At 43.8% G+C, this 19,354-nt stretch carries 22 protein-coding genes; 8 read left to right on the forward strand and 14 right to left on the reverse strand.

Features of this window, described 5'->3' with window-relative positions:
* Nucleotides 1–27: 27 nt before the first annotated feature.
* From BGP76_RS14320 to dusB, 3 genes are read right to left on the reverse strand one after another with little or no spacing between them, the layout of a single operon-like run.
* Nucleotides 28–864, reverse strand: a complete 837-nt coding sequence (locus tag BGP76_RS14320) for an alpha/beta hydrolase (protein WP_119845196.1) — start codon at nucleotides 862–864, stop codon at nucleotides 28–30.
* Between the two features lie 4 nt (nucleotides 865–868).
* Nucleotides 869–1,747: a DMT family transporter gene (locus tag BGP76_RS14325; protein ID WP_255416139.1), complete on the reverse strand. Its 879-nt coding sequence runs from the start codon at nucleotides 1,745–1,747 to the stop codon at nucleotides 869–871.
* A 59-nt stretch (nucleotides 1,748–1,806) separates the two neighbouring features.
* Nucleotides 1,807–2,796, reverse strand: a complete 990-nt coding sequence (gene dusB / locus BGP76_RS14330) for a tRNA dihydrouridine synthase DusB (RefSeq protein ID WP_119845561.1) — start codon at nucleotides 2,794–2,796, stop codon at nucleotides 1,807–1,809.
* A gap of 169 nt (nucleotides 2,797–2,965) precedes the next feature.
* On the opposite strand from dusB, the gene BGP76_RS14335 reads away from it, so the two are divergent.
* The 5 genes from BGP76_RS14335 (at nucleotide 2,966) to BGP76_RS14355 (ending at nucleotide 6,949) form a co-directional block, all read left to right on the forward strand.
* On the forward strand, nucleotides 2,966–3,880 hold the full coding sequence (locus BGP76_RS14335) for a CPBP family intramembrane glutamic endopeptidase (RefSeq protein WP_119845198.1): 915 nt from the start codon (nucleotides 2,966–2,968) through the stop codon (nucleotides 3,878–3,880).
* Nucleotides 3,877–4,083 carry a DUF2007 domain-containing protein gene (locus BGP76_RS14340; RefSeq protein ID WP_073121612.1) on the forward strand — a complete coding sequence of 69 codons (207 nt, stop codon included), beginning with the start codon at nucleotides 3,877–3,879 and terminating at the stop codon, nucleotides 4,081–4,083. The genes BGP76_RS14335 and BGP76_RS14340 overlap by 4 nt, the downstream gene beginning before the upstream one ends.
* A gap of 13 nt (nucleotides 4,084–4,096) precedes the next feature.
* A complete protein-coding gene (locus BGP76_RS14345) occupies nucleotides 4,097–4,909 on the forward strand; it encodes a phosphatidate cytidylyltransferase (protein WP_317041713.1) in 813 nt (270 codons plus the stop codon).
* 80 nt (nucleotides 4,910–4,989) lie between these two features.
* The gene (locus tag BGP76_RS14350; RefSeq protein WP_073121608.1) at nucleotides 4,990–6,264 is read left to right on the forward strand and encodes a Glu/Leu/Phe/Val dehydrogenase; all 1,275 of its coding nucleotides are present in this window, start codon (nucleotides 4,990–4,992) and stop codon (nucleotides 6,262–6,264) included.
* Between the two features lie 25 nt (nucleotides 6,265–6,289).
* The gene (locus BGP76_RS14355; protein ID WP_119845199.1) at nucleotides 6,290–6,949 is read left to right on the forward strand and encodes a phosphatidylserine decarboxylase family protein; all 660 of its coding nucleotides are present in this window, start codon (nucleotides 6,290–6,292) and stop codon (nucleotides 6,947–6,949) included.
* Here the strand turns inward: BGP76_RS14355 and BGP76_RS14360 are convergent, their stop codons facing one another.
* The 9 genes from BGP76_RS14360 to BGP76_RS14400 form a co-directional block, all read right to left on the reverse strand.
* Entirely contained in the window at nucleotides 6,950–7,726 is a 777-nt protein-coding gene (locus BGP76_RS14360; RefSeq protein WP_073121605.1) for a pseudouridine synthase, read from the reverse strand.
* 59 nt (nucleotides 7,727–7,785) lie between these two features.
* Complete coding sequence (gene scpB, locus BGP76_RS14365; RefSeq protein ID WP_119845200.1) at nucleotides 7,786–8,346, reverse strand: SMC-Scp complex subunit ScpB; 561 nt, start codon at nucleotides 8,344–8,346, stop codon at nucleotides 7,786–7,788.
* The gene (locus BGP76_RS14370) at nucleotides 8,347–8,733 is read right to left on the reverse strand and encodes a TraR/DksA C4-type zinc finger protein (protein WP_073121602.1); all 387 of its coding nucleotides are present in this window, start codon (nucleotides 8,731–8,733) and stop codon (nucleotides 8,347–8,349) included.
* 306 nt (nucleotides 8,734–9,039) lie between these two features.
* Nucleotides 9,040–9,660, reverse strand: coding sequence for a porin family protein (locus tag BGP76_RS14375; protein ID WP_158584284.1), 621 nt, complete (start codon nucleotides 9,658–9,660; stop codon nucleotides 9,040–9,042).
* Between the two features lie 312 nt (nucleotides 9,661–9,972).
* Entirely contained in the window at nucleotides 9,973–11,511 is a 1,539-nt protein-coding gene (locus tag BGP76_RS14380; RefSeq protein ID WP_119845202.1) for a YifB family Mg chelatase-like AAA ATPase, read from the reverse strand.
* 68 nt (nucleotides 11,512–11,579) lie between these two features.
* On the reverse strand, nucleotides 11,580–11,861 hold the full coding sequence (locus BGP76_RS14385; protein WP_073121597.1) for a hypothetical protein: 282 nt from the start codon (nucleotides 11,859–11,861) through the stop codon (nucleotides 11,580–11,582).
* A gap of 75 nt (nucleotides 11,862–11,936) precedes the next feature.
* Nucleotides 11,937–12,587, reverse strand: coding sequence for an endonuclease III (gene nth / locus BGP76_RS14390; RefSeq protein ID WP_073121595.1), 651 nt, complete (start codon nucleotides 12,585–12,587; stop codon nucleotides 11,937–11,939).
* A 48-nt stretch (nucleotides 12,588–12,635) separates the two neighbouring features.
* Nucleotides 12,636–12,875, reverse strand: coding sequence for a hypothetical protein (locus tag BGP76_RS14395; RefSeq protein WP_073121594.1), 240 nt, complete (start codon nucleotides 12,873–12,875; stop codon nucleotides 12,636–12,638).
* Nucleotides 12,850–13,452: an RNA polymerase sigma factor gene (locus BGP76_RS14400; protein WP_073121817.1), complete on the reverse strand. Its 603-nt coding sequence runs from the start codon at nucleotides 13,450–13,452 to the stop codon at nucleotides 12,850–12,852. Before BGP76_RS14400 ends, BGP76_RS14395 begins: the two co-directional genes overlap by 26 nt.
* A 251-nt stretch (nucleotides 13,453–13,703) precedes the next feature.
* Between BGP76_RS14400 and BGP76_RS14405 the strand changes: the two genes are divergently transcribed.
* On the forward strand, nucleotides 13,704–13,985 hold the full coding sequence (locus tag BGP76_RS14405; RefSeq protein WP_073121592.1) for a DUF427 domain-containing protein: 282 nt from the start codon (nucleotides 13,704–13,706) through the stop codon (nucleotides 13,983–13,985).
* 8 nt (nucleotides 13,986–13,993) lie between these two features.
* Here BGP76_RS14405 and BGP76_RS14410 read toward each other — a convergent pair whose 3' ends face one another.
* On the reverse strand, nucleotides 13,994–15,142 hold the full coding sequence (locus tag BGP76_RS14410; RefSeq protein ID WP_119845203.1) for an aminotransferase class V-fold PLP-dependent enzyme: 1,149 nt from the start codon (nucleotides 15,140–15,142) through the stop codon (nucleotides 13,994–13,996).
* Nucleotides 15,143–15,199: 57 nt separating this feature from the next.
* On the opposite strand from BGP76_RS14410, the gene BGP76_RS14415 reads away from it, so the two are divergent.
* Complete coding sequence (locus tag BGP76_RS14415) at nucleotides 15,200–15,520, forward strand: Rieske (2Fe-2S) protein (RefSeq protein WP_073121589.1); 321 nt, start codon at nucleotides 15,200–15,202, stop codon at nucleotides 15,518–15,520.
* 55 nt (nucleotides 15,521–15,575) lie between these two features.
* Here BGP76_RS14415 and BGP76_RS14420 read toward each other — a convergent pair whose 3' ends face one another.
* Entirely contained in the window at nucleotides 15,576–16,346 is a 771-nt protein-coding gene (locus BGP76_RS14420; RefSeq protein WP_073121588.1) for an acyl-CoA desaturase, read from the reverse strand.
* A gap of 169 nt (nucleotides 16,347–16,515) precedes the next feature.
* On the opposite strand from BGP76_RS14420, the gene uvrA reads away from it, so the two are divergent.
* Nucleotides 16,516–19,308 carry an excinuclease ABC subunit UvrA gene (uvrA, locus tag BGP76_RS14425; RefSeq protein ID WP_119845562.1) on the forward strand — a complete coding sequence of 931 codons (2,793 nt, stop codon included), beginning with the start codon at nucleotides 16,516–16,518 and terminating at the stop codon, nucleotides 19,306–19,308.
* The last annotated feature ends 46 nt before the right edge of the window (nucleotides 19,309–19,354 follow it).

Genomic DNA, 19,354 nt, shown 5'->3' on the forward strand with positions numbered 1-19,354 from the left:
AAAATAACAGACCGCTATTTTGAAAAATTATCTCATCATTCCATCCATCCAGCGCATGACATTTTCTAAGACCTCTTCTTTTTTGAGGTCATTGTGAGACTCGTGCTTGGTGTCAGGGTAGGTGGTGTAAGTGATGAGTTCTGGGCGCTGTTCAGAAAACTCTTTAGAAGCCGTTGGGGAGGTAATAGGGTCGTCTTCTCCGTGAAACACAAATAGAGGGAGTTTTAGCCGATCGGTATTTTCAATGGCCCATTGGCCTTGAGTTTGTGCCTCACTAAATAGCTTTACCGAGATTTTGCCAAAGACCTTTGGGTCTTGCATGTAGGCTTCATTGACCGCTGGGTCATTGGTGAGCATGTGTTGACTTAGCTCATTGGACTGAGTAAAGGAAGGCCATACTTTTGCGACCTTATTTGCTAGAGTGATTTTCCAAGCAGGGGGCGTATCGACTAGGCTGAGCCATGGCGATGATAGGATTGCACCAGATAGTTCGCCGGTATTGCGCAGTAGGCAGTAGTTGGCCACTACCCCACCGCCCATACTGTGACCGTACAAGAACATCGGTAGGTCGTTGAACTCCGACCGGGCATACATCATGAGTTCTTCTACATCCTCTAGCAATGCTTCGTGACTAGCGGCATGTCCTCTTTTCCCTTCCGAGTCACCATGTCCGCGCATGTCGATTACATAAAAGGCAACCTGTTGATTACAAAAGAACTGTGCTACATGCTCATACCTCCCAGCATGTTCGCCCAGACCATGGATCATGCAGATCAATGCTTTAGGTGTGTCCACGAGGTATTCATACCCGGCCAACTGTGTGCCGTCTCGACTGATTATGGAAAACTCTTCTTTTTCTACCATGCGATTACTTACGATTGGCAAGATAGACACCCGTCAAAACAATCACAATGCCGAGGTACTGGTAAATGTTCAATGTTTCGCCATCGATCAGTCCCCAGCCTATCGCGATGACGGGTATGATGTAGGTGCAGGATGCTGCAAACACAGGCGAGGCGATTTTGACGAGGTTGTTAAAGATAAACATCGCCAATGCTGTACCGAGCACGCCGAGTGTTGCGATGTACCCAAAGGCTTTCAGGAATTGAGGGTCAGTACTGATTTTGTCCGAGAACCCAGTTCCCCAAAACAGATAGCTTCCACAGATAGGAAAGATGAGTGTAAAGGACAGAGCCGTGATATCGAGTGCTTTTACCTCTGGAAGGAAGCTTTTGATGATGTTGGCATTGATGCCGTACATGAGTGTAGCGGCGAGAATCAAGAAGCCATAGTAGTTGATGCCGCTGATTTGGAAGTTGGCACCCCCGAGTAGAATAAAGATACAGCCGAGCAGACCGATAACCACTCCAGCAACGGAGCGCCCAGACATCTGGAGCTGAAAGAACAAAGCCCCGAATAGCGAAACGAAAATTGGCGTAAAGGAATTGATTACGCCAGTAATCGCACTATCGACGCGTGTTTGCGCTAGCGCAAAAAGCATGGACGGAATGTAGCTGCCCACAAACCCGACCATGAATATATAGGGTAGCTTTTTACGAGGTACTCGACTCATTGCCCGTATCCCAAAAGGGAGCAGTACCAAAGAAGCCATAAAGATTCGTAAAGTACCGACTTCATCAGCAGAGAATAATACCAGTCCTTTTTTGATCAGGATAAATGAACTACCCCAGATTAGGGAGATCAGTGCGAGGAGTACCCAAGCCAATCTGTTTTGATTATTTTTCACATGAATTGATTATATCTACGATCATGACGGGTTTATAAATTCATGATAGTGAAATCATATTAAACACCAACTGCCCCAAAGACCTCTCCTATTTCATCCAAAACCAATAAGGTGTCTTCGAAAGTGGGCGTTTCGACGAGTCGCGCTCTATAGGGCTTTATTCCTTGAATCCCGCGGAAATAGTTGGTGTAGTGTCTTCTCATTTCGAAGATGCCTTTTTTGTCTCCCTTCCATTCTACAGAGAATTTCAGGTGTGACTTCACGGTCTCTATGCGTTGCTCCAGAGTAGGCGGAGGTAGAATTTCTCCAGTGGCGAAGTAGTGTTTGATCTCGTTGAATATCCATGGGTAACCAATAGCAGCTCGGCCGATCATGATGCCATCTACGCCGTAAGTCTCTCGGTATAGTTTGGCCTTCTCTGGCGAGTCGATATCACCATTGCCAAAGATCGGGATGTGAATGTCTGGGTGGTTTTTGACCTCTTCTATCAATGACCAATCAGCTTCGCCCTTGTACATCTGTGCCCTTGTACGTCCGTGGATGGTTAGTGCTTGTATACCTACGCCTTGAAGTCGTTTGGCTACTTCGATGATTTGGATGGTGTCGTGATCCCAGCCGAGACGGGTTTTGACGGTTACGGGTTTTTCGACACGCTTAACGATCTCGGCAGTCATTTCTTCCATTTTTGGGATGTCCAAAAGAATACCAGCACCAGCTCCTTTACAAGCTACCTTTTTGACAGGACAGCCGTAGTTGATGTCGATGAGTTCTGGGTTGGCTTCTTCGGCGATCGCTGCTGCCTCGCGCATAGATTCGATTTTGTCTCCAAAAATCTGTATTCCTATCGGCCGTTCATAGTCGTAGATGTCTAGTTTTTGAAGACTCTTGGCAGCATCTCGGATCAGCCCTTCGGAGGAGATGAACTCGGTATACATCAGGTCAGCACCATTCTCCTTGCATACCGCACGAAACGGGGGATCACTCACATCTTCCATAGGTGCTAGTAGCAGTGGAAACTCTCCTATCTCTATATCTCCGATTTTGACCATGGGTATTCGTTTTTTATCTACAGACCAATCGAACAATAGTTTTTGATTATTCGATTTATCAGAACATTTTTGCCACAAAGTTACGTGTATTCTCGGAGATTCAAATGGGCATGTTAGTCGTCCTGCGGAAATTGTCGGGAGGGCGTAATTCGCATCTAGTCCCAATACCATGTCAGAATTGCTTTCCGCCGAAAAAAAACCTTTGCTTCAGTCCCTGATTATTATGGGCTATGTTTTGGCGACTTTATTTATAGCTCAGTTCCTTGCCCTGCTACTTTTAGTCCCTGTTACGGGAATGGATGTTGCTGAATTGCTCACAGCCATGGGTCAGATCAATCAATACCCTGAACTGAAATGGCCGATAGTATTGTTTCATTTTTTGACTGGATCGAGTGGATTTATAGCAGCGCCCTTACTTTATATTTATTATTATGAGAAGCGGCCTATGCTCGATGATTTTAGGCTGAGTGAGTTGGATACCCGAGGGGTATTATTGGTGATAGTGACAATGTTATCTTTTATCGTGGCAGATAGTATTGTGATTGAGTGGAATGCTGATTTGGTTTTTCCTGAGCCTTTTCAGTCTTGGGCCAAAGACAAAGAGGAGGCCGCACTGCGTATGACGGAGTTTTTGACAGAGATGGATACTGTCTCTTATTTTATCGTCATTTTTCTGGTGGTAGCGGTGTTGCCAGCTGTTGGTGAAGAGCTACTGTTTCGAGGTTTGATCCAAAAATACTTAATACGTGGGTTTAAAAATCCGCATGTTGCGATTTGGGTAACGGCTATGTTGTTTAGCGCGTTTCATTTTCAGTTTTTTGGGTTCGTGCCGCGGATGTTGTTGGGGGCTTTGTTTGGATATTTTTACTATTATTCTGGCAATCTACTTTATTCGATTTTGGCTCATTTTGTCAATAACGGATTGACTGTGGTGATGCTATACTTCTATCAAAATGGGTGGGTAGATTTTGATATTGAAAATACCGAAAGTATTCCTTTGGAAAGCGTAGGCATATTCGCTATTATAGGCATTGGGCTTTTTGTGCTATTCACAAAACAGTTTAAAGGCCAACAAAAAATATGAGCGAATGGCAAAAAGTTTATTCTGACAAAAACGAATACCGAGCGAATATCGTGGTAGCCGTGTTGGAAGACCTTGGTCTTCAGCCCGTGTTAGTTAATAAGCAAGACGCTGCGTATCATTTGGGACAGTTTGAGGTGCACGTGACGGCTGATTACGTGATGAGAGCGATTAAGATTATAAAGGATGACATCAACTTCGAATAATAAATTTGCCGATTTGGCGAAAAGACTCGTGACTGGAATATTGGGTGCTGCATTTACGATTTTTGTGGTAGCCTATGACCAGTGGGGTTTCTTTGGTGCTTTTTTGTTTTTGGCGGTGATGACACAGCTTGAGTTTTACAAGTTGATCCAGGCCAATGGCATTATCCCACTGAAGACCTATGGTACTTTGATGGGTGTTTTGATCTTCACTTTATTCTTTTTAGGGTCTTCAGGCCATATTTATGATACAGATTGGTTTTATATCATTCTGCCACTTACATCTGGCGTTTACTTCATCAAGCTCTACAAAAAGGATGAAAAGAAGCCTTTTACGAATATTGCTTTTACTTTTTTAGGGATATTTTATGTGGCACTTCCCATCTCTCTACTCAGTGTTGCGGCGTTTTCGATGGGGCACTATAGTTATCAAATCATTATAGGTTTATTTCTGATCCTGTGGGCAAGTGATACAGGAGCATACTTTGCTGGTATTCAGTTCGGCAAGAGAAAATTATTTGAGCGTGTCTCTCCCAAAAAGTCATGGGAAGGCAGCGTCGGAGGAGCTATTCTGTCCATGGTTTTTGCTTTAGGCGTTTCGTATTATTTTCATGATTTAGAAAGATGGCAATGGATTGTGATTTCCCTAATCATTATCGTCTGCGGTACGTATGGAGATTTGATCGAGTCGCTGTTTAAGCGCAGCATGCAGATCAAAGATTCTGGACGAAAACTACCAGGGCATGGAGGGTTTTTGGATCGCTTTGATGGGTTGTTATTGTCAGTCCCATTCATTGTGATATTTCTAAAATTCTGCATGAAATACTAGCTCATATTATTAGAATGGAAACGCTCGTATTAGTTTATTGAATGATTACATTTGTTTCATAACAAACAACAAACACAGAAATGGGATACATAGAGCCTGCTCCAATTAAGGACAAAGAAAATCCTTTCGAGTCTATGATGTCTAGATTTAATGTGGCCGCTCAGGCACTGGGTCTAGATGACGAAATTTACAACGTCTTAAAATCTCCGTATAAACAAGCGATAGTTTCTTTACCAGTCACTATGGATGACGGATCGATTCGTGTATTCGAAGGGTATCGTGTGATTCATTCTAATATCTTAGGTCCATCCAAAGGCGGTGTACGTTTTGATATGGGGGTCAACTTAGATGAAGTTAAAGCACTCGCAGCGTGGATGACGTGGAAGTGTGCTGTGGTGGATATTCCCTATGGGGGTGCCAAAGGTGGAATCAAATGTAATCCACGTGAGATGTCTGCTGGCGAGATCGAGCGCCTCACTAGAACCTATACACAAACATTGATTGAAGTTTTCGGGCCAGATCGTGATATTCCTGCGCCAGATATGGGTACAGGGCCGAGAGAGATGGCGTGGATGATGGATGAATATTCGAAATCTCAGGGCATGACGGTCAATGCCGTCGTGACTGGAAAACCTCTAGTACTAGGAGGGTCACTTGGGCGTACCGAAGCGACAGGTCGTGGCGTGATGATCTCTGCACTCAGTGCAATGGAAAAAAGGCAGGTTAACCCGTTCAATGCTAAGTGTGCGATTCAAGGTTTTGGTAATGTTGGCTCATGGGCCGCTAAGCTGCTAGAAGAGAGAGGGGTAAAAGTAGTCGCAGTGAGTGATATCTCAGGTGCCTACTTCAATGACAATGGAATCAATATCGCAGACGCGATAGCTTATAGAGATGCCAACAATAGAAGCCTCGAAGGTTTCGAAGGGGCAGAGCAAATCCCTGGGGATGAACTGTTGTTCTTGGACGTAGATGTGCTGATCCCTGCCGCGATGGAGGATGTGATCACGCAAGACAATGCGGGTAAGATCAAAGCAAAGCTAATCGTAGAAGGAGCGAATGGCCCGACCTCTGCAAAAGCCGATGCGATACTGAAAGAAAATGATGTTTGGGCTGTACCAGACATCTTGGCCAATGCTGGGGGTGTGACGGTTTCATACTTCGAGTGGGTACAAAATAGATTGGGCTACAAGTGGACGAGAGAGCGTGTAAACAGGCGATCTGACCGTATCATGAAGACCTCATTTAACCATGTATATGAAGTATCTCAGCAATACAACGTATCTTTGAGAATAGCTGCATATATCGTAGCGATAGACAAAGTTTCAAACACATATAAATATAGAGGAGGGTTCTAAAGAACCCTTTTTTCCCTTTACAGAAATGACTATACACAAGGAAGGATTAAAGATTCTGTTTATACTTCTCGCCGTTTTGTTCGCTATCAACTATGCGGTGAAGTATTATTTTCCAGAAGTAGAACTTGCGCACCAGTTGACGCTTATTGCCAGTTTGATTGTTTACCTTCTGGTATTACAGTTTTTTAGAAACCCCAGTATCCAAATTGAGATTGATGATAAGTTGGTACTGGCTCCTGCTGAGGGTAAAGTCGTAGTAATTGAAAATACCGTAGAAGGAGAATACTTTAAAGACGAGAGAAAGCAAATCTCGATTTTTATGTCCCCACTCAATGTACACGTATGTCGCACGCCAGTAGGTGGTATAGTAAAGTACTTTAAATATCACGCAGGCAAATATCTCGTAGCATGGCACCCTAAGTCAAGTACTGAGAACGAACGTACCACAATGGTCGTACAGAATCCGTCTGGTACAGAAGTTCTCGTGAGACAAATTGCTGGCGCTGTGGCTCGACGGATCAAATGGTACACCAAGGAAAACGACAAACTTGTACAAGGCCAAGAGTATGGTTTTATCAAATTTGGTTCTCGTCTGGATGTTTTTTTGCCTTTGGATGCTGAGATCAAAGTCTCTCTCGATCAGAAGACTAAAGGGGGTAAAACGATACTCGCTGAGCTGAAATAATCAGCTCATATTCTTTAATAATATAACCTCTTTGTCGGTCAAGAATCTCCATTTACCTCTTGGTAGATCCTTTTTGGTGAGAGACCCGTACATGGTTCGGTCTAGCTTGACAACTTCATAGCCGAAGTTTTCAAAGATACGACGGACGATGCGGTTCTTTCCGATATGGATTTGCACTCCGATATTTTTCTTGCTGGGGTCCAAGATGGCAATATCGCTGACGGTGACAGGGCCATCTTCTAGGTTAAATCCGTTGGCGATATCTTCAAAATGATTGGCGGTGAGAGGCTTGTCTAGCTCTACTTGATAGATCTTTTTGATCTTGTAGGACGGGTGGGTTAGTTTCTGAGACATAGCACCGTCATTGGTGAGGAGTAGAAGACCCGTTGTATTCCTATCCAAACGACCTACAGGGTAGATTCGCTCATCACATGCTGCCTTGACTAGATCCATTACGGTTTTTCTGTTTTCGGGATCTTCCATGGTGCTGATGTAGTCTTTCGGTTTGTTGAGGAGGACGTAGACGAAGTTCTGAGGTTTGATTACTTTGCCGTTGTACTTCACTTCATCATTTTCTTCGACTTTCATACCCAGTTCGCTGGCGACTGTGCCATTGATTTCGATTTTTCCATCAAGGATGAGTTGGTCGGCATCACGGCGAGAGCAGATACCAGAATTGGAGATATACTTGTTGATCCTAACGGGAAATTCTATTGATTTCTTTTTAGGAGCTGAAGTGGTCGTGTTCTTTTTCTGAAGCCTATTTTTTCTTTCCATGATCAAAAATTATCCTGCAAAGCTAGGCAATAAGAATGGTGAAACGCTATTCGCTTGACCTATTCTTGTGAATCCCCGATTTCGTTGTCTTTCTGTTCGAAATCTTTAATCGTAGGGAGTTCGCTGATGCTGTTGATGCCGAAGTAGTCGGTGAAGTTTTCACTGGTGCCGTATAGGAGTGGACGGCCTACGGCTTCAGACTTACCTTTGATCTCGATGAGTTCTTTCTCTAGGAGTTTTTGTACAGAATAGTCACAGCTGACACCACGGATTTGTTCGAGATCGCCTTTGGTTACGGGCTGTTTGTAGGCGATGATAGATAAGGTTTCCAAAGCAGAGTTGGAAAGTCGTTTTTTGGACTGTTGCTTGAGGAGTATGCCGATGCTGGCTTGATAGGCTGGTTTGGTTAGAAACTGATACCCACCGCCACTGAGGAGAGGTTCGAAGGAATAACTATCGTCGCTGTACTTCTGTTGGAGAGACAGGATGGCTTCTTCTATGTCCTTCATGGGGACATCAGCTTCGAACATCTCGGACAAGCAATTTTTTAATTCCTTATCCGTGATAGGTTTAGGCGAGCAAAATATGAGTGCCTCTATATGGTTGGATAGAAAATCCAATTAGCTGTTTTGCTTCAGTTTGGAATCAATAGAAAGCGTCGTGTGAGGTACAGCCTTCAATCTTTCCTTGCTGATGAGTTTTCCACTTTCTTTGCAAATTCCGTAAGTACCGTTTTTGATTCGTATCAAGGCATTCTCCAAGTTGGTAATGAATTTTTGTTGCCTTGCTGCCAATTGGTTCAAGCTTTCTTTTTCAGCCGTGTCCGCACCATCTTCTAGTGTTTTCACATTGCCAAAGGTGCTATCTGTACCAGAGTCTTTGCTTTTGGTCAAAGACTGCTTGATGTAGTTTAGTTCGTTCCAAGCCTTTTCTAGCTTGTTGTTGATCAATTCCTCAAACTCTTGTAATTCGCTAGTGGAATATCTTGTTTTCTCTCCGTTGCTCATAATTATCAGGTCTCTCGTTCTAGAACAGTTGCGCTAATCTAGTTCAACACTTCTAAAAAGTAAAATCAAAAATGGCGTGCAAATAATAAATTTTCAACAAGTTTATTCTCTTGGATACAGAGCGTTAGCACGCGGGTTATTCTTTAACGTAGGAGGGGGGCATTAAGTATCGTTCATTTCCTAACTTTTAAATCGATAGAGCAAAACTGGATAGGTATAAAGTAAAAAATCTGGCGAGCTACTCGTTGTTCGAGTATGCTACACCAGATTGATTTTGATTCGCTTAGGGTATAAGAGTTATGTGTATCAGTCAGTCAATCGAAAGGCAACATAAAGTTGCGCGACTGAGTTACGTGAGTTCTCTAAGGCGAAATCAGCCACATCACTTTCGGCGATCTCAGCTAGGCCGTAGTTGTAGCGTGCACCGATCATGAAGGATTCGAGGCTATAGCTCAGCCCTCCAGCCAGTCCATAGTCAAAGCTCTTGAAATTGTCCCTGTCTAGTTCGTCTTCTTCATTGTCACCTGAGTCTTTGTAGCCAGCATCTACAAGGTAGGAAGCGTATGGCCCGACTTCTATGGCTAATTGTTCGGTAAGATGAAAACCGAGCATAACGGGCACGTCTATGTAATATAGGTTAAGCTTGATATCTCCAGAGGAACCTAAAAAATCATAGTTGTATTTGACACCTTTGGTAGAAAACAATACTTCTGGCATGACAAAGAAACGTTCTCCAGTTCGGATTTTGGAGTAGAAACCAGCTTGCCAGCCGAGACGCATGTCTTGATCATCAATTTCATTTTGTATTAGGGTACTGAAATTCATACCCCCTTTTACCCCAGCGTTTATTTCTTGTGCGCGAGCCATCGATCCAGCAGAGATTATAAGTACGAGTGTGGCGATATATGCCATTAGTTGCTTGTTCATATGTATGGATTTTTGTGAAAAATACATGGATGCAACGCTGCTTTCTAGTGAGCCGATCATCATTTGATCCGATCGCAGAGCTGATCCAATTTGTTGTGAGACAGATTGAAAAAAGCATACCAACTCCAATTTTGAGTGATAGGAGGGTTATGTGGGCTTAATACCTCTTCGAGGTGTTTCTTATTTTCTCGATCTGGGTAAACATTTCTACAGAATGTAAAAAAGGGAAAGCGACACTATGATAGTGTGTGCCAGAGTTTACAGACTGAAGTGGTGTTACGGAGTAGTTTTGATTCGTTGTTTCACTATGGGTTAGTTGGCCCAGCCGTCTCGGTCTAGGCTTCTGTATTGGATAGCCTCTGCGAGATGTTCGATTTGGATATCTTCTTTGCCCGCTAAGTCTGCGATGGTGCGAGCTACTTTTAGGATGCGGTCATAGGCTCTGGCGGATAGACCGAGCTTTTCCATGGCAGTTTTGAGTAACGCTCTGCCTGCTTGGTTGATTTGGCACATGGACTTGACCATCTGCGAATTCATCATGGCATTGTTGAAAATATCAGGGTGATCTTTGAACCGTTCTGCTTGAATGAGCCGGGCTTTTATGACACGGTTTCTAATCTCATCACTGCTTTCTGTTTTTCGGTCTGCACTGAGTTGATCAAAAGATACTGGAGTGACCTCTACGTGCAGATCGATTCGATCCAATAATGGACCACTGACTTTGTTTAGGTATTTTTGAACTACGCCTGGTGCGCAGACGCAGTCCTTTTCGGGATGATTGTAGTACCCGCAAGGGCAGGGATTCATGCTGGCGATGAGCATAAAGTTAGCTGGAAATTCGATTGAGATGCGTGCTCTGGAGATCGTGACTTTACGCTCCTCTAGTGGCTGACGCATGACTTCCAGTACGGTACGTTTGAACTCTGGCAATTCATCGAGAAAAAGTACACCATTGTTGGCGAGGGAGATTTCTCCTGGCTGAGGTATGCCGCCACCTCCTACTAATGCTACGTCACTAATGGTATGATGTGGAGAGCGAAAAGGTCGAGTTGCGATGAGCGAAGCATTTTCACTAAGGTGTCCAGATACAGAATGGATTTTGGTGGTTTCTAGAGATTCTTGCAATGTCAATGGAGGGAGTATTGACGGCAGTCTTTTGGCGAGCATGGTTTTGCCTGCGCCTGGAGGACCGATCATGATGACATTGTGACCTCCTGCAGCTGCGATCTCTAGAGATCGTTTGATGTTTTCTTGGCCTTGGACGTTGGCAAAATCCGCATCATATTCGTTGACGTGAGACTGGAAGATATCACGGGTGTCGTAGTGCAGCGGTTCTATGGGCTTTTTACCAGTTAGGTGATTGACGGCTTCTTTTAGGGACTCTACACCAATCACATCTATTTTGTCCACTATTGCTGCCTCAGAGGCATTTTCTTTGGGTAAGATGAGACCTTTGAAGCCTTTTTTTCGCGCCTCGATAGCAATAGGAAGTGCTCCTTTGACAGGGCGTATTTTTCCATCCAGTGCTAGTTCGCCCATGATCATATATTTATCCAAAGAAGGGAGAGTGATTTGATCAGAAGCACATAGAATACCGATGGCAATAGGTAGATCGTAGGCAGAGCCTTCTTTTTTGATATCCGCAGGAGCTAAGTTGACTATGACCCTCTGTCTGGGCATGTGATAGCCGTTTTGTTTAAGAGCCGATTCTACGCGGTGTTCGCTTTCTTTGACAGCTGAGTCTGGAAGGCCCACCATGAAGAACTTGGTACCTGTGATGATATTGACTTCTATTGTGATCTGATGGGCATCTACACCGTAGACTGCACTGCCATAGGTTTTTGCTAGCATAATGTATCTTGTGTGGTTGGTTCTCTTTGCTGCCGAAACGTGTGATACGCTTGTCTAATATAGCTGAATTAAGGTTGATTCTTGGATTTCAGCTTTTGGATTTCATATTCTTGTTCTTCTATTTTTTTTCGAAGTTTTCGTACTTGGGTGTACTCTAAGATGAGTAGGGATGCGAAAAGAACGGTTCCTATACCTCCGAGCTTGAGGACGAGACGCATGAGTCCAACCCAGGTGTCGATGAAATCCCACTTCCAGTGTAGCACGAGGTTTTCGTGTGTGATGGCTATGAAAGCTGCTGTTATAAAAAAGAGAATGTAGATCCCGTATAAAAAGGGCTTAATTTTTTTCATGCTTTGTCGAAGAATGCTGAGTGTAATCTAAAAAATTTACGGGTAGTGTCTTAGACTAATTTAGTGATTAAAATGTTAATTCTTGTTTTCTAGTTTCTCATAGTATCGACACATCAGTGTGAGTGTGCATTCGTTGCATTTGGGTTTTCGTGCAAGACAGATGTAGCGACCGTGTAGGATCAGCCAGTGATGCGCTTTGGGGATATGTTCTTCAGGGATGTGTCTGACCAGTTGTTTTTCTACCTCTAGTGGTGTTTTGGCGGTTTGGGTGACGAGACCGAGTCTTTTGGATACACGAAACACATGGGTGTCGACTGCCATGGTGGGCTGGTTAAAAATGACTGAGGCAATTACATTGGCAGTTTTTCGACCTACGCCCGGTAGCTTTTGTAGATCATTGAGATCTGCGGGTATTTCGGAGTTGAAATCTTCGACTAGCATTTTTGCCATGCCTAGTAGATGTTTGGTTTTGTTGTTTGGGTAGGAGATCGATCGTATGTATGGGAACAGTTCGTCAAAGTTTGATTGGGCTAAGTCCTCGACGGTAGGGAAAGTTTCGAAAATGGCTGGCGTGACCATGTTGACACGCTTGTCTGTGCATTGAGCACTTAGCGCAACTGCTACGATCAGCTGATAGGGATTTTCGTAGTGTAGTTCGGTTTCTGCCTCTGGGTTGTTTTGGCTGAAATGCTCGATGAAAAACTGATATCTCTCCTTTTTATTCATAGGTCGAAATTAATCAAATAGAACGGGAGGAGGAATAGAGGTGTCTTGTTATATGGTTTTTTGGTTGGAGTCGAAGTTAAGAGAATACTCCATGATATGCTTGATGCTAGGTTGTGACGGGTTTAGCAATAGCTTATCCAACAGTGTAGTATCAAGTTGGAGCCTAGATAGTTGTTTTTCTAATTCTGAATTGCAAAAAATTGCTTCTTCGATTTGTTGATCTTCGTTTTTTGAGGTTTCCCCGTAGATGTACCGGATCAGGTCAGTTTCGGTAAATATGTTGATCATAATCAATACTCATTTTTTGCATTTTCTTACGCAAATTAATCAAAGCGTAGCGCATTCTTCCAAGAGCAGTATTAATGCTTACCTGTGTCGTGTCAGCTATGTCTTGAAAACTCATCTGCATATAATGCCTCATTATCAAAACTTCCTTTTGTGTTTCTGGAAGTTCTTGAACTAGGTTTTTTAATAGTGCGTGGGTGTCACTTTTAATCTGTAACGACTCCACAGAATCTTCGGCAAAATCTAGCGTGTTGAAAACACCACTGCCATCTTCCATGACAATAGTAGGGTATCTCTTGTCCTTTCTGAAAAAATCAATGGCCAAGTTGTGCGCAATTCTCAATACCCAAGGAAGGAATTTTCCTTCTTCGTTGTATTTTCCTGATTTGACTGTTTTGATCACTTTGATAAAAGTGTCTTGGAGCAAATCCTCTGCGACATACTTGTCTTTGACTATCAAATAAATCGTGGTAAAAACTCTCGATTTGTGACGAGTGACCAATTCTTCAAAAGCTGCCTCACTTCCGTTTTTGTATTGTGATATCAGTGCGCTATCACTTACACTAACATTATTTTTCATTTTACCTGTGGTTTTAACGTGATGTTCTAAATCATATTGTTTGGCTTGGTTTAGAATTTCGGGAGTACAGGTGTTTTTTGTGTTGTCTGATTTTTCCATAGCGAAATAGATTCTTTGCGTTTTGCTTGGTTAAGGTAGAATCTGCTATGTAGTCTTCTAAATCTATTCGACAAGTGGCAATGTTCGTTCGATTAATAAGACATATCGGAACTTAACTACCCCTATATCAGTTGAGTAAAAAAAGAAAACCTATGAAAGCAATTTGGAATAATGAAGTGGTTGCCGAGAGTAATGACACACTAGTGATAGAGAATAATCATTACTTCCCAGCTGACTCGATCAAACAGGAGTTTTTTAAGGAGAGTCAATCGCACACGACCTGTCCATGGAAGGGACAGGCCAGCTATTATACTTTGGAAGTAAACGGAAAGACCAATCCTGATGCGGCATGGTACTATCCATCTGCCTCAGCGCTGGCCAAGCAAATAGAAGGGTATGTGGCCTTCTGGAAAGGCGTGGAAGTTGTGGATTGATTCGCGCTTTATACTATGGCTCTGAGTACACGTATCAGTTTGTTGATGTCTCGGTTGTCATTGTAGACATGGGGTGATACTCTGAGAAAGGAGCCTCGCATAGATGCGCTGACACGGTGTAGTTTTAGGGCTTGATGTAGCGCGTCCTGTTTGTCCTCGGGGATTTGTATCCCAAACAAATGATTGGAGCGATGCGCAGAATCTTCGATGTACAGACCGAGCTGTTGTGCCTCTGATACCAGAGGCTGTATGAGATCGTGGCAGTAGGTTTGAATATGATGGGGTTGCCAGTTGAGTATTTGTTTGAGTGCTGCGATGACCATCGGGTTCATGATGAAGTTGCTCTTCTCTCCCACGCCATACCTGTCTGCTCCGGGCTGATACACCTCTCGGTAGTTGACTAACTCAGAGAAGTTTTGACTATCCAATCTATTGATCCAGTTTTGTTCGATGGGGGTTCCTTTATCAAACTTTTCGCCATAGTAAGCGATACCTGAGCTGTAAGGTCCGAGTAGCCATTTGTACCCTGCGACTATGAGTGCGTCGGGCCTGATTTCCTGTATATCGAATGGCAAAGCACCGACCGACTGAGTACCGTCGATGATGAGTGCTGCGTCTACTTCGTCACAGCGCTGGCGCAGGCTCAATAGATCGAACAAAGTGCCATCTGCCCAGTGGACATGCCCTAGGGCTACTGCCTGTGTCTTTTCATCAATGGCTCCTAGTATTTTTTCATTCCATAGTTTGCCTCTCATTTCGGTAGTATCTGGAGCGGTGATGATGCGGAGCTCTGCATCACTTTTTTGGCAAGCAGACATCCATGGGTAGACGTTGCTAGGGAACTGGTCTCCGCAGACGATAATATTGTCTGTTTTTTTGAGCGGCAGATTATTCACTACATTGGCTATCCCATAGGAGGCTGAGGGGATCATGGTGATGCGGTTTTTGTCTGGACAGTTTACGAGCTGGGAGAATAGAATCTTGATTGTCTCTAGGTCATGAAAAAAGTCATCTGGGGTGATGAGATTTGGCTGACGTTTTTTAGCTAGGCCTTTTCGACCTGCTTTTTCTACGCTTTTGAGCTGTGGAGCCATGTAGGCACAGTTTAGGTATGCATATTTTTTGTTGAGCTGGAATTTATTCTTTTGACAATTCATGGGTTATAGGAGTAGTAAAGACAAAATCTTAATAGATTTAATCAGAAGTAAAATACCATGACGAAAGTACGCCTATTCGATAGTAAAGACAAAGCAGATCAGACGGTCGGTCTCAATAAAATCGTCAAACTGCAGATAGATGACTTGCAGTTCTGTCTAGCGAGGACGCATAAAGGGTACTTTGCATTTGAGAAATCTTGTCCCCACATGAGTGACGATCTAGGGAAAGGCCGGATCAACCCGCAATTAGAAGTTGTTTGCCCTTGGCATGACTATAAGTTTGATCTAGAGTCTGGAGAAGAGTCTCAGCACAGATGCAAAGATCTCATTCGCTATACGCTACTCTGGGAGGGTGACGCACTTTATGTTTCGCTCTAAAAAACAAAACCCTGACTCATTGAGTCAGGGTTCCAATATTTCATAATACAGTTGCTTAAGCTGCTTTCTTGATATCCTCTTTTTTAACAGAGACTTCTAGTCTTTTGATATGGATCATACCGAGCTTGTCCAGAATCCACATGACTACATAAGTAGGGTCTACTTCGTGCCATCTCACTCCGCCAAAGTTAGCTCTGTTGCCATGCTTGTGGTGATTGTTGTGATAGCTTTCGCCCATCATTAGGAAGTCTACTGGTAGCATGTTCTTGCTGGTGTCACCGACTTTGAAGTTGACATATCCGTAGATATGAGCGAACCAGTTGATGATCGCACCGTGGATAGGTGCCATCAAGAAAGCTACTGGAAGAGCCAACCATTGCCACCATGCAGTAGCGAACATATAAAAGTAACCTACATAAAAGACAGACCAAGCGATTCTTGAAAACCATGATCTCGCAAATTTGTCAAAAGCAGGCCACTCAGGTACGCCATCAGTAAATCTGCTTTCGATTTCTATCTCCTTGTTGGTGATCGCAGAGTAGGTCGTTTTGGTTCTCCACATCATGGCGAAGAGGTTCGCGTCGTACTTTGGAGAGTGAACGTCCTTTTCTGTGTCGGCATAGGCGTGGTGCATTCTGTGCATTACTCCATATCCATAGGCACTGAGATAGTTAGATCCCTGAAATGCCCATGTGAGTATAAAACTTATCTTTTCACCAAGCTTAGACATGGTGAAAGATTGATGTGCTGAATATCTGTGTAAGAAGAAGGTTTGGAAGAACAACCCTCCATACCATAGCACTAACATTAATATTAGAATTTCCATTTTTTTCTTGTTCGATTTACTACTAAGACAAGCTCGATTCTGTTTTGTGACAAAAAGCAGAAAATATTTTTCATTATTTCACATTCAGCTAAAAATCGTAATCGTATGTCTATTTTTGCGCTTTGCAAAATTATCTCATCTCAGACGGATGGCCAAAAACAAATCACAAATGGCGGAGAATAACATTGACCAGCTGGATCCCAAACATTTTATACTTGTAAAAGGTGCTCGTGTCAACAACCTAAAGAATCTGAGTGTAGCGATACCTAGGAACAAGCTCGTGGTGATCACGGGGCTGTCGGGTTCTGGCAAGTCGTCTTTGGCATTTGACACTTTGTTTGCCGAAGGGCAAAGAAAATATGTGGAGAGTCTTAGCTCCTATGCGCGTCAGTTTTTGGGCAGGATGGAAAAACCAGAGGTGGATTATATCAAAGGAATCTCTCCTGCGGTGGCTATAGAGCAGAAGGTGAATACCCGAAATCCCCGCTCTACCGTCGGTACTACAACAGAAATCTATGATTATGTCAAGTTGCTCTTTGCACGGATCGGTGAGACGATCTCGCCTGTTAGCGGACGCGTGGTGACTCGTGATACGGTGACTACTGTTGTCAACGCTATCAATGCTCTGGAGGAGGGAACGAAATTTATGATAGCTGCACCACTGACTATACACGAAGGGCGTGGTTTGGAGGAGGAGTTAAATATTTTGCTGAGTAAGGGCTTTACTAGAGTGTTGGTGAAGGAGGAAGTGCAGCAGATAGAAGAGATTGATCCTAAGAAAATCAAGGCTAAGGATGTGGAGATATTGATCGATCGATTGAGCGTGAACCCTAGTGATGAGGATGCCAATTTCCGACTCTCGGACTCTGTGCAGACGGCATTTTTTGAGAGTAATGGATCTTGTCATGTACATTTTAGAGACCAGGATACTGTCAGGTATTCTGATAAGTTCGAGTTGGACGGAGTTGTATTTGAGGAGCCATCGGTCAATTTATTTAGTTTCAACAACCCTTATGGCGCTTGCCGAAAGTGTGAAGGGTTTGGAAAGGTGCTCGGCATAGATCCTGACCTAGTTATTGCTGACAAGAATCTATCGGTATTTGATCATGCGATTGTACCGTGGCGCAGCGAGACAATGAAGAAATGGCTCAAGCCGCTGCTAGACATGGCGCATGAGATTGATTTTCCGATCCATAGACCTGTCAAAGAACTGACCGAGGAACAAATCCAGTTGCTTTGGGATGGAAAAGGCAAATTTGAAGGCATTCATGCCTTCTTTGGATTCATAGAGTCTCAGTTGCACAAAATTCAGTACAGGGTTTTGTTGTCCAGATATAGAGGCAAAACATCATGTCCTGACTGTAAAGGAACTCGCTTGCGTAAAGATGCCAATTATGTAAAGATCGGCGGGCAGTCTATTTCTAACCTTGTACTGATGCCGCTCGATGAGAGTCTTGCGTTTTTTCAGAATGTCGAGCTAAACGAATACCAAGCAGAGGTAGCTAAGCGTATCCTCAAAGAAATTACCAATCGCCTGACATATATGAAGGAAGTTGGCTTGGGCTACTTGACGCTAAACCGCCTTACTTCTACATTATCAGGAGGGGAATATCAGCGTATCAAGCTGGCGACTTCTTTAGGGAGTGCATTGGTGGGGTCGATGTATATTCTCGACGAACCGAGTATCGGGTTACACCCGAGAGATACCGCCAGGCTGGGCAAAGTCCTGACGACCCTGAGAAATCTGGGGAATACCGTGATCGTGGTAGAACATGAGGAAGAGGTCATGCGTCGTGCAGATCAAATCATAGACATAGGACCTGCGGCAGGTATTCATGGAGGAGAGTTGGTGTTTCAGGGTGACTGGGACGCTATTCACAAGGAAGAGAAATCTCTGACCGCACGTTTCTTGAACGGCAAGGATCAGATCCCAGTGCCCAAGTTTAGAAGGCCGTGGAGACATAGTATAGCGCTATATGGTGCACGGGAGAATAATCTGCAAGAGTTGGATGTCAAGATTCCTTTGGAAGTATTGACAGTGGTGACAGGAGTCAGTGGCTCTGGTAAGTCGACTCTGATTCGAAAAATACTATACCCTGCACTAGGAAAGATATTCGGCGTGACGGGAGAAGAAACGGGTAAGTTCTCTGGTCTAGATGGAGATTACAAAATGATCCAAAAATTGGAGATGATAGACCAAAATCCACTCGGTCGTAGTTCTAGATCTAACCCCGTGACTTATGTCAAAGCTTATGACGCCATTCGTGCGTTGTTCGCAGAACTGCCACTCGCCAAGCAGCGTGGCTTGAAGCCCGCACACTTTTCCTTCAATGTGGAAGGGGGACGCTGCGAGACTTGTCAGGGCGAGGGACAGGTAAAAATCGAAATGCAGTTCATGGCTGACCTACACCTGACCTGTGACGAGTGCAAGGGCAAGCGATTTAAGGAGGAGGTGTTGGCGATCACCTATAAGGATAAGAATATCTCAGATATTCTAGATATGAGCATCGAGGAAAGCTTGGACTTTTTTGAGGATCAAAAAGCAATTGTATCCCGTCTGAAACCGCTCAATGATGTAGGGCTGGGATATGTGAAACTGGGTCAAAGCTCAAACTCTCTGAGTGGAGGAGAAGCGCAGCGCGTGAAGCTGGCATCTTTCCTAGGTAGGGGTCAGGCCGCCCAAAAGGAAAAAATTCTGTTCATCTTCGATGAGCCCACAACGGGACTTCATTTTAAAGATATCGAGAAATTGCTCAAGTCTATCAATGCATTAGTGGATCAAGGGAATACCGCGATCATTATAGAGCACAATATGGAGATTATCAAATCGTCGGACTGGATCATCGATCTGGGTCCTGATGGTGGAGATAAGGGGGGGCAAATTTGCTTTGAAGGAACACCCGAGGAGATGGTCAAGTTGGAGAATAACTATACAGCGGACTATCTGAGAGAGAAGTTATAACGGGTACAATTCCTACTCTCTATTTTATGTGGTTCAACTTTGTTTT

The sequence above is a fragment of the Reichenbachiella sp. MSK19-1 genome, assembly GCF_003590315.1.
In the GTDB taxonomy this organism is placed as follows: domain Bacteria; phylum Bacteroidota; class Bacteroidia; order Cytophagales; family Cyclobacteriaceae; genus Reichenbachiella; species Reichenbachiella agariperforans.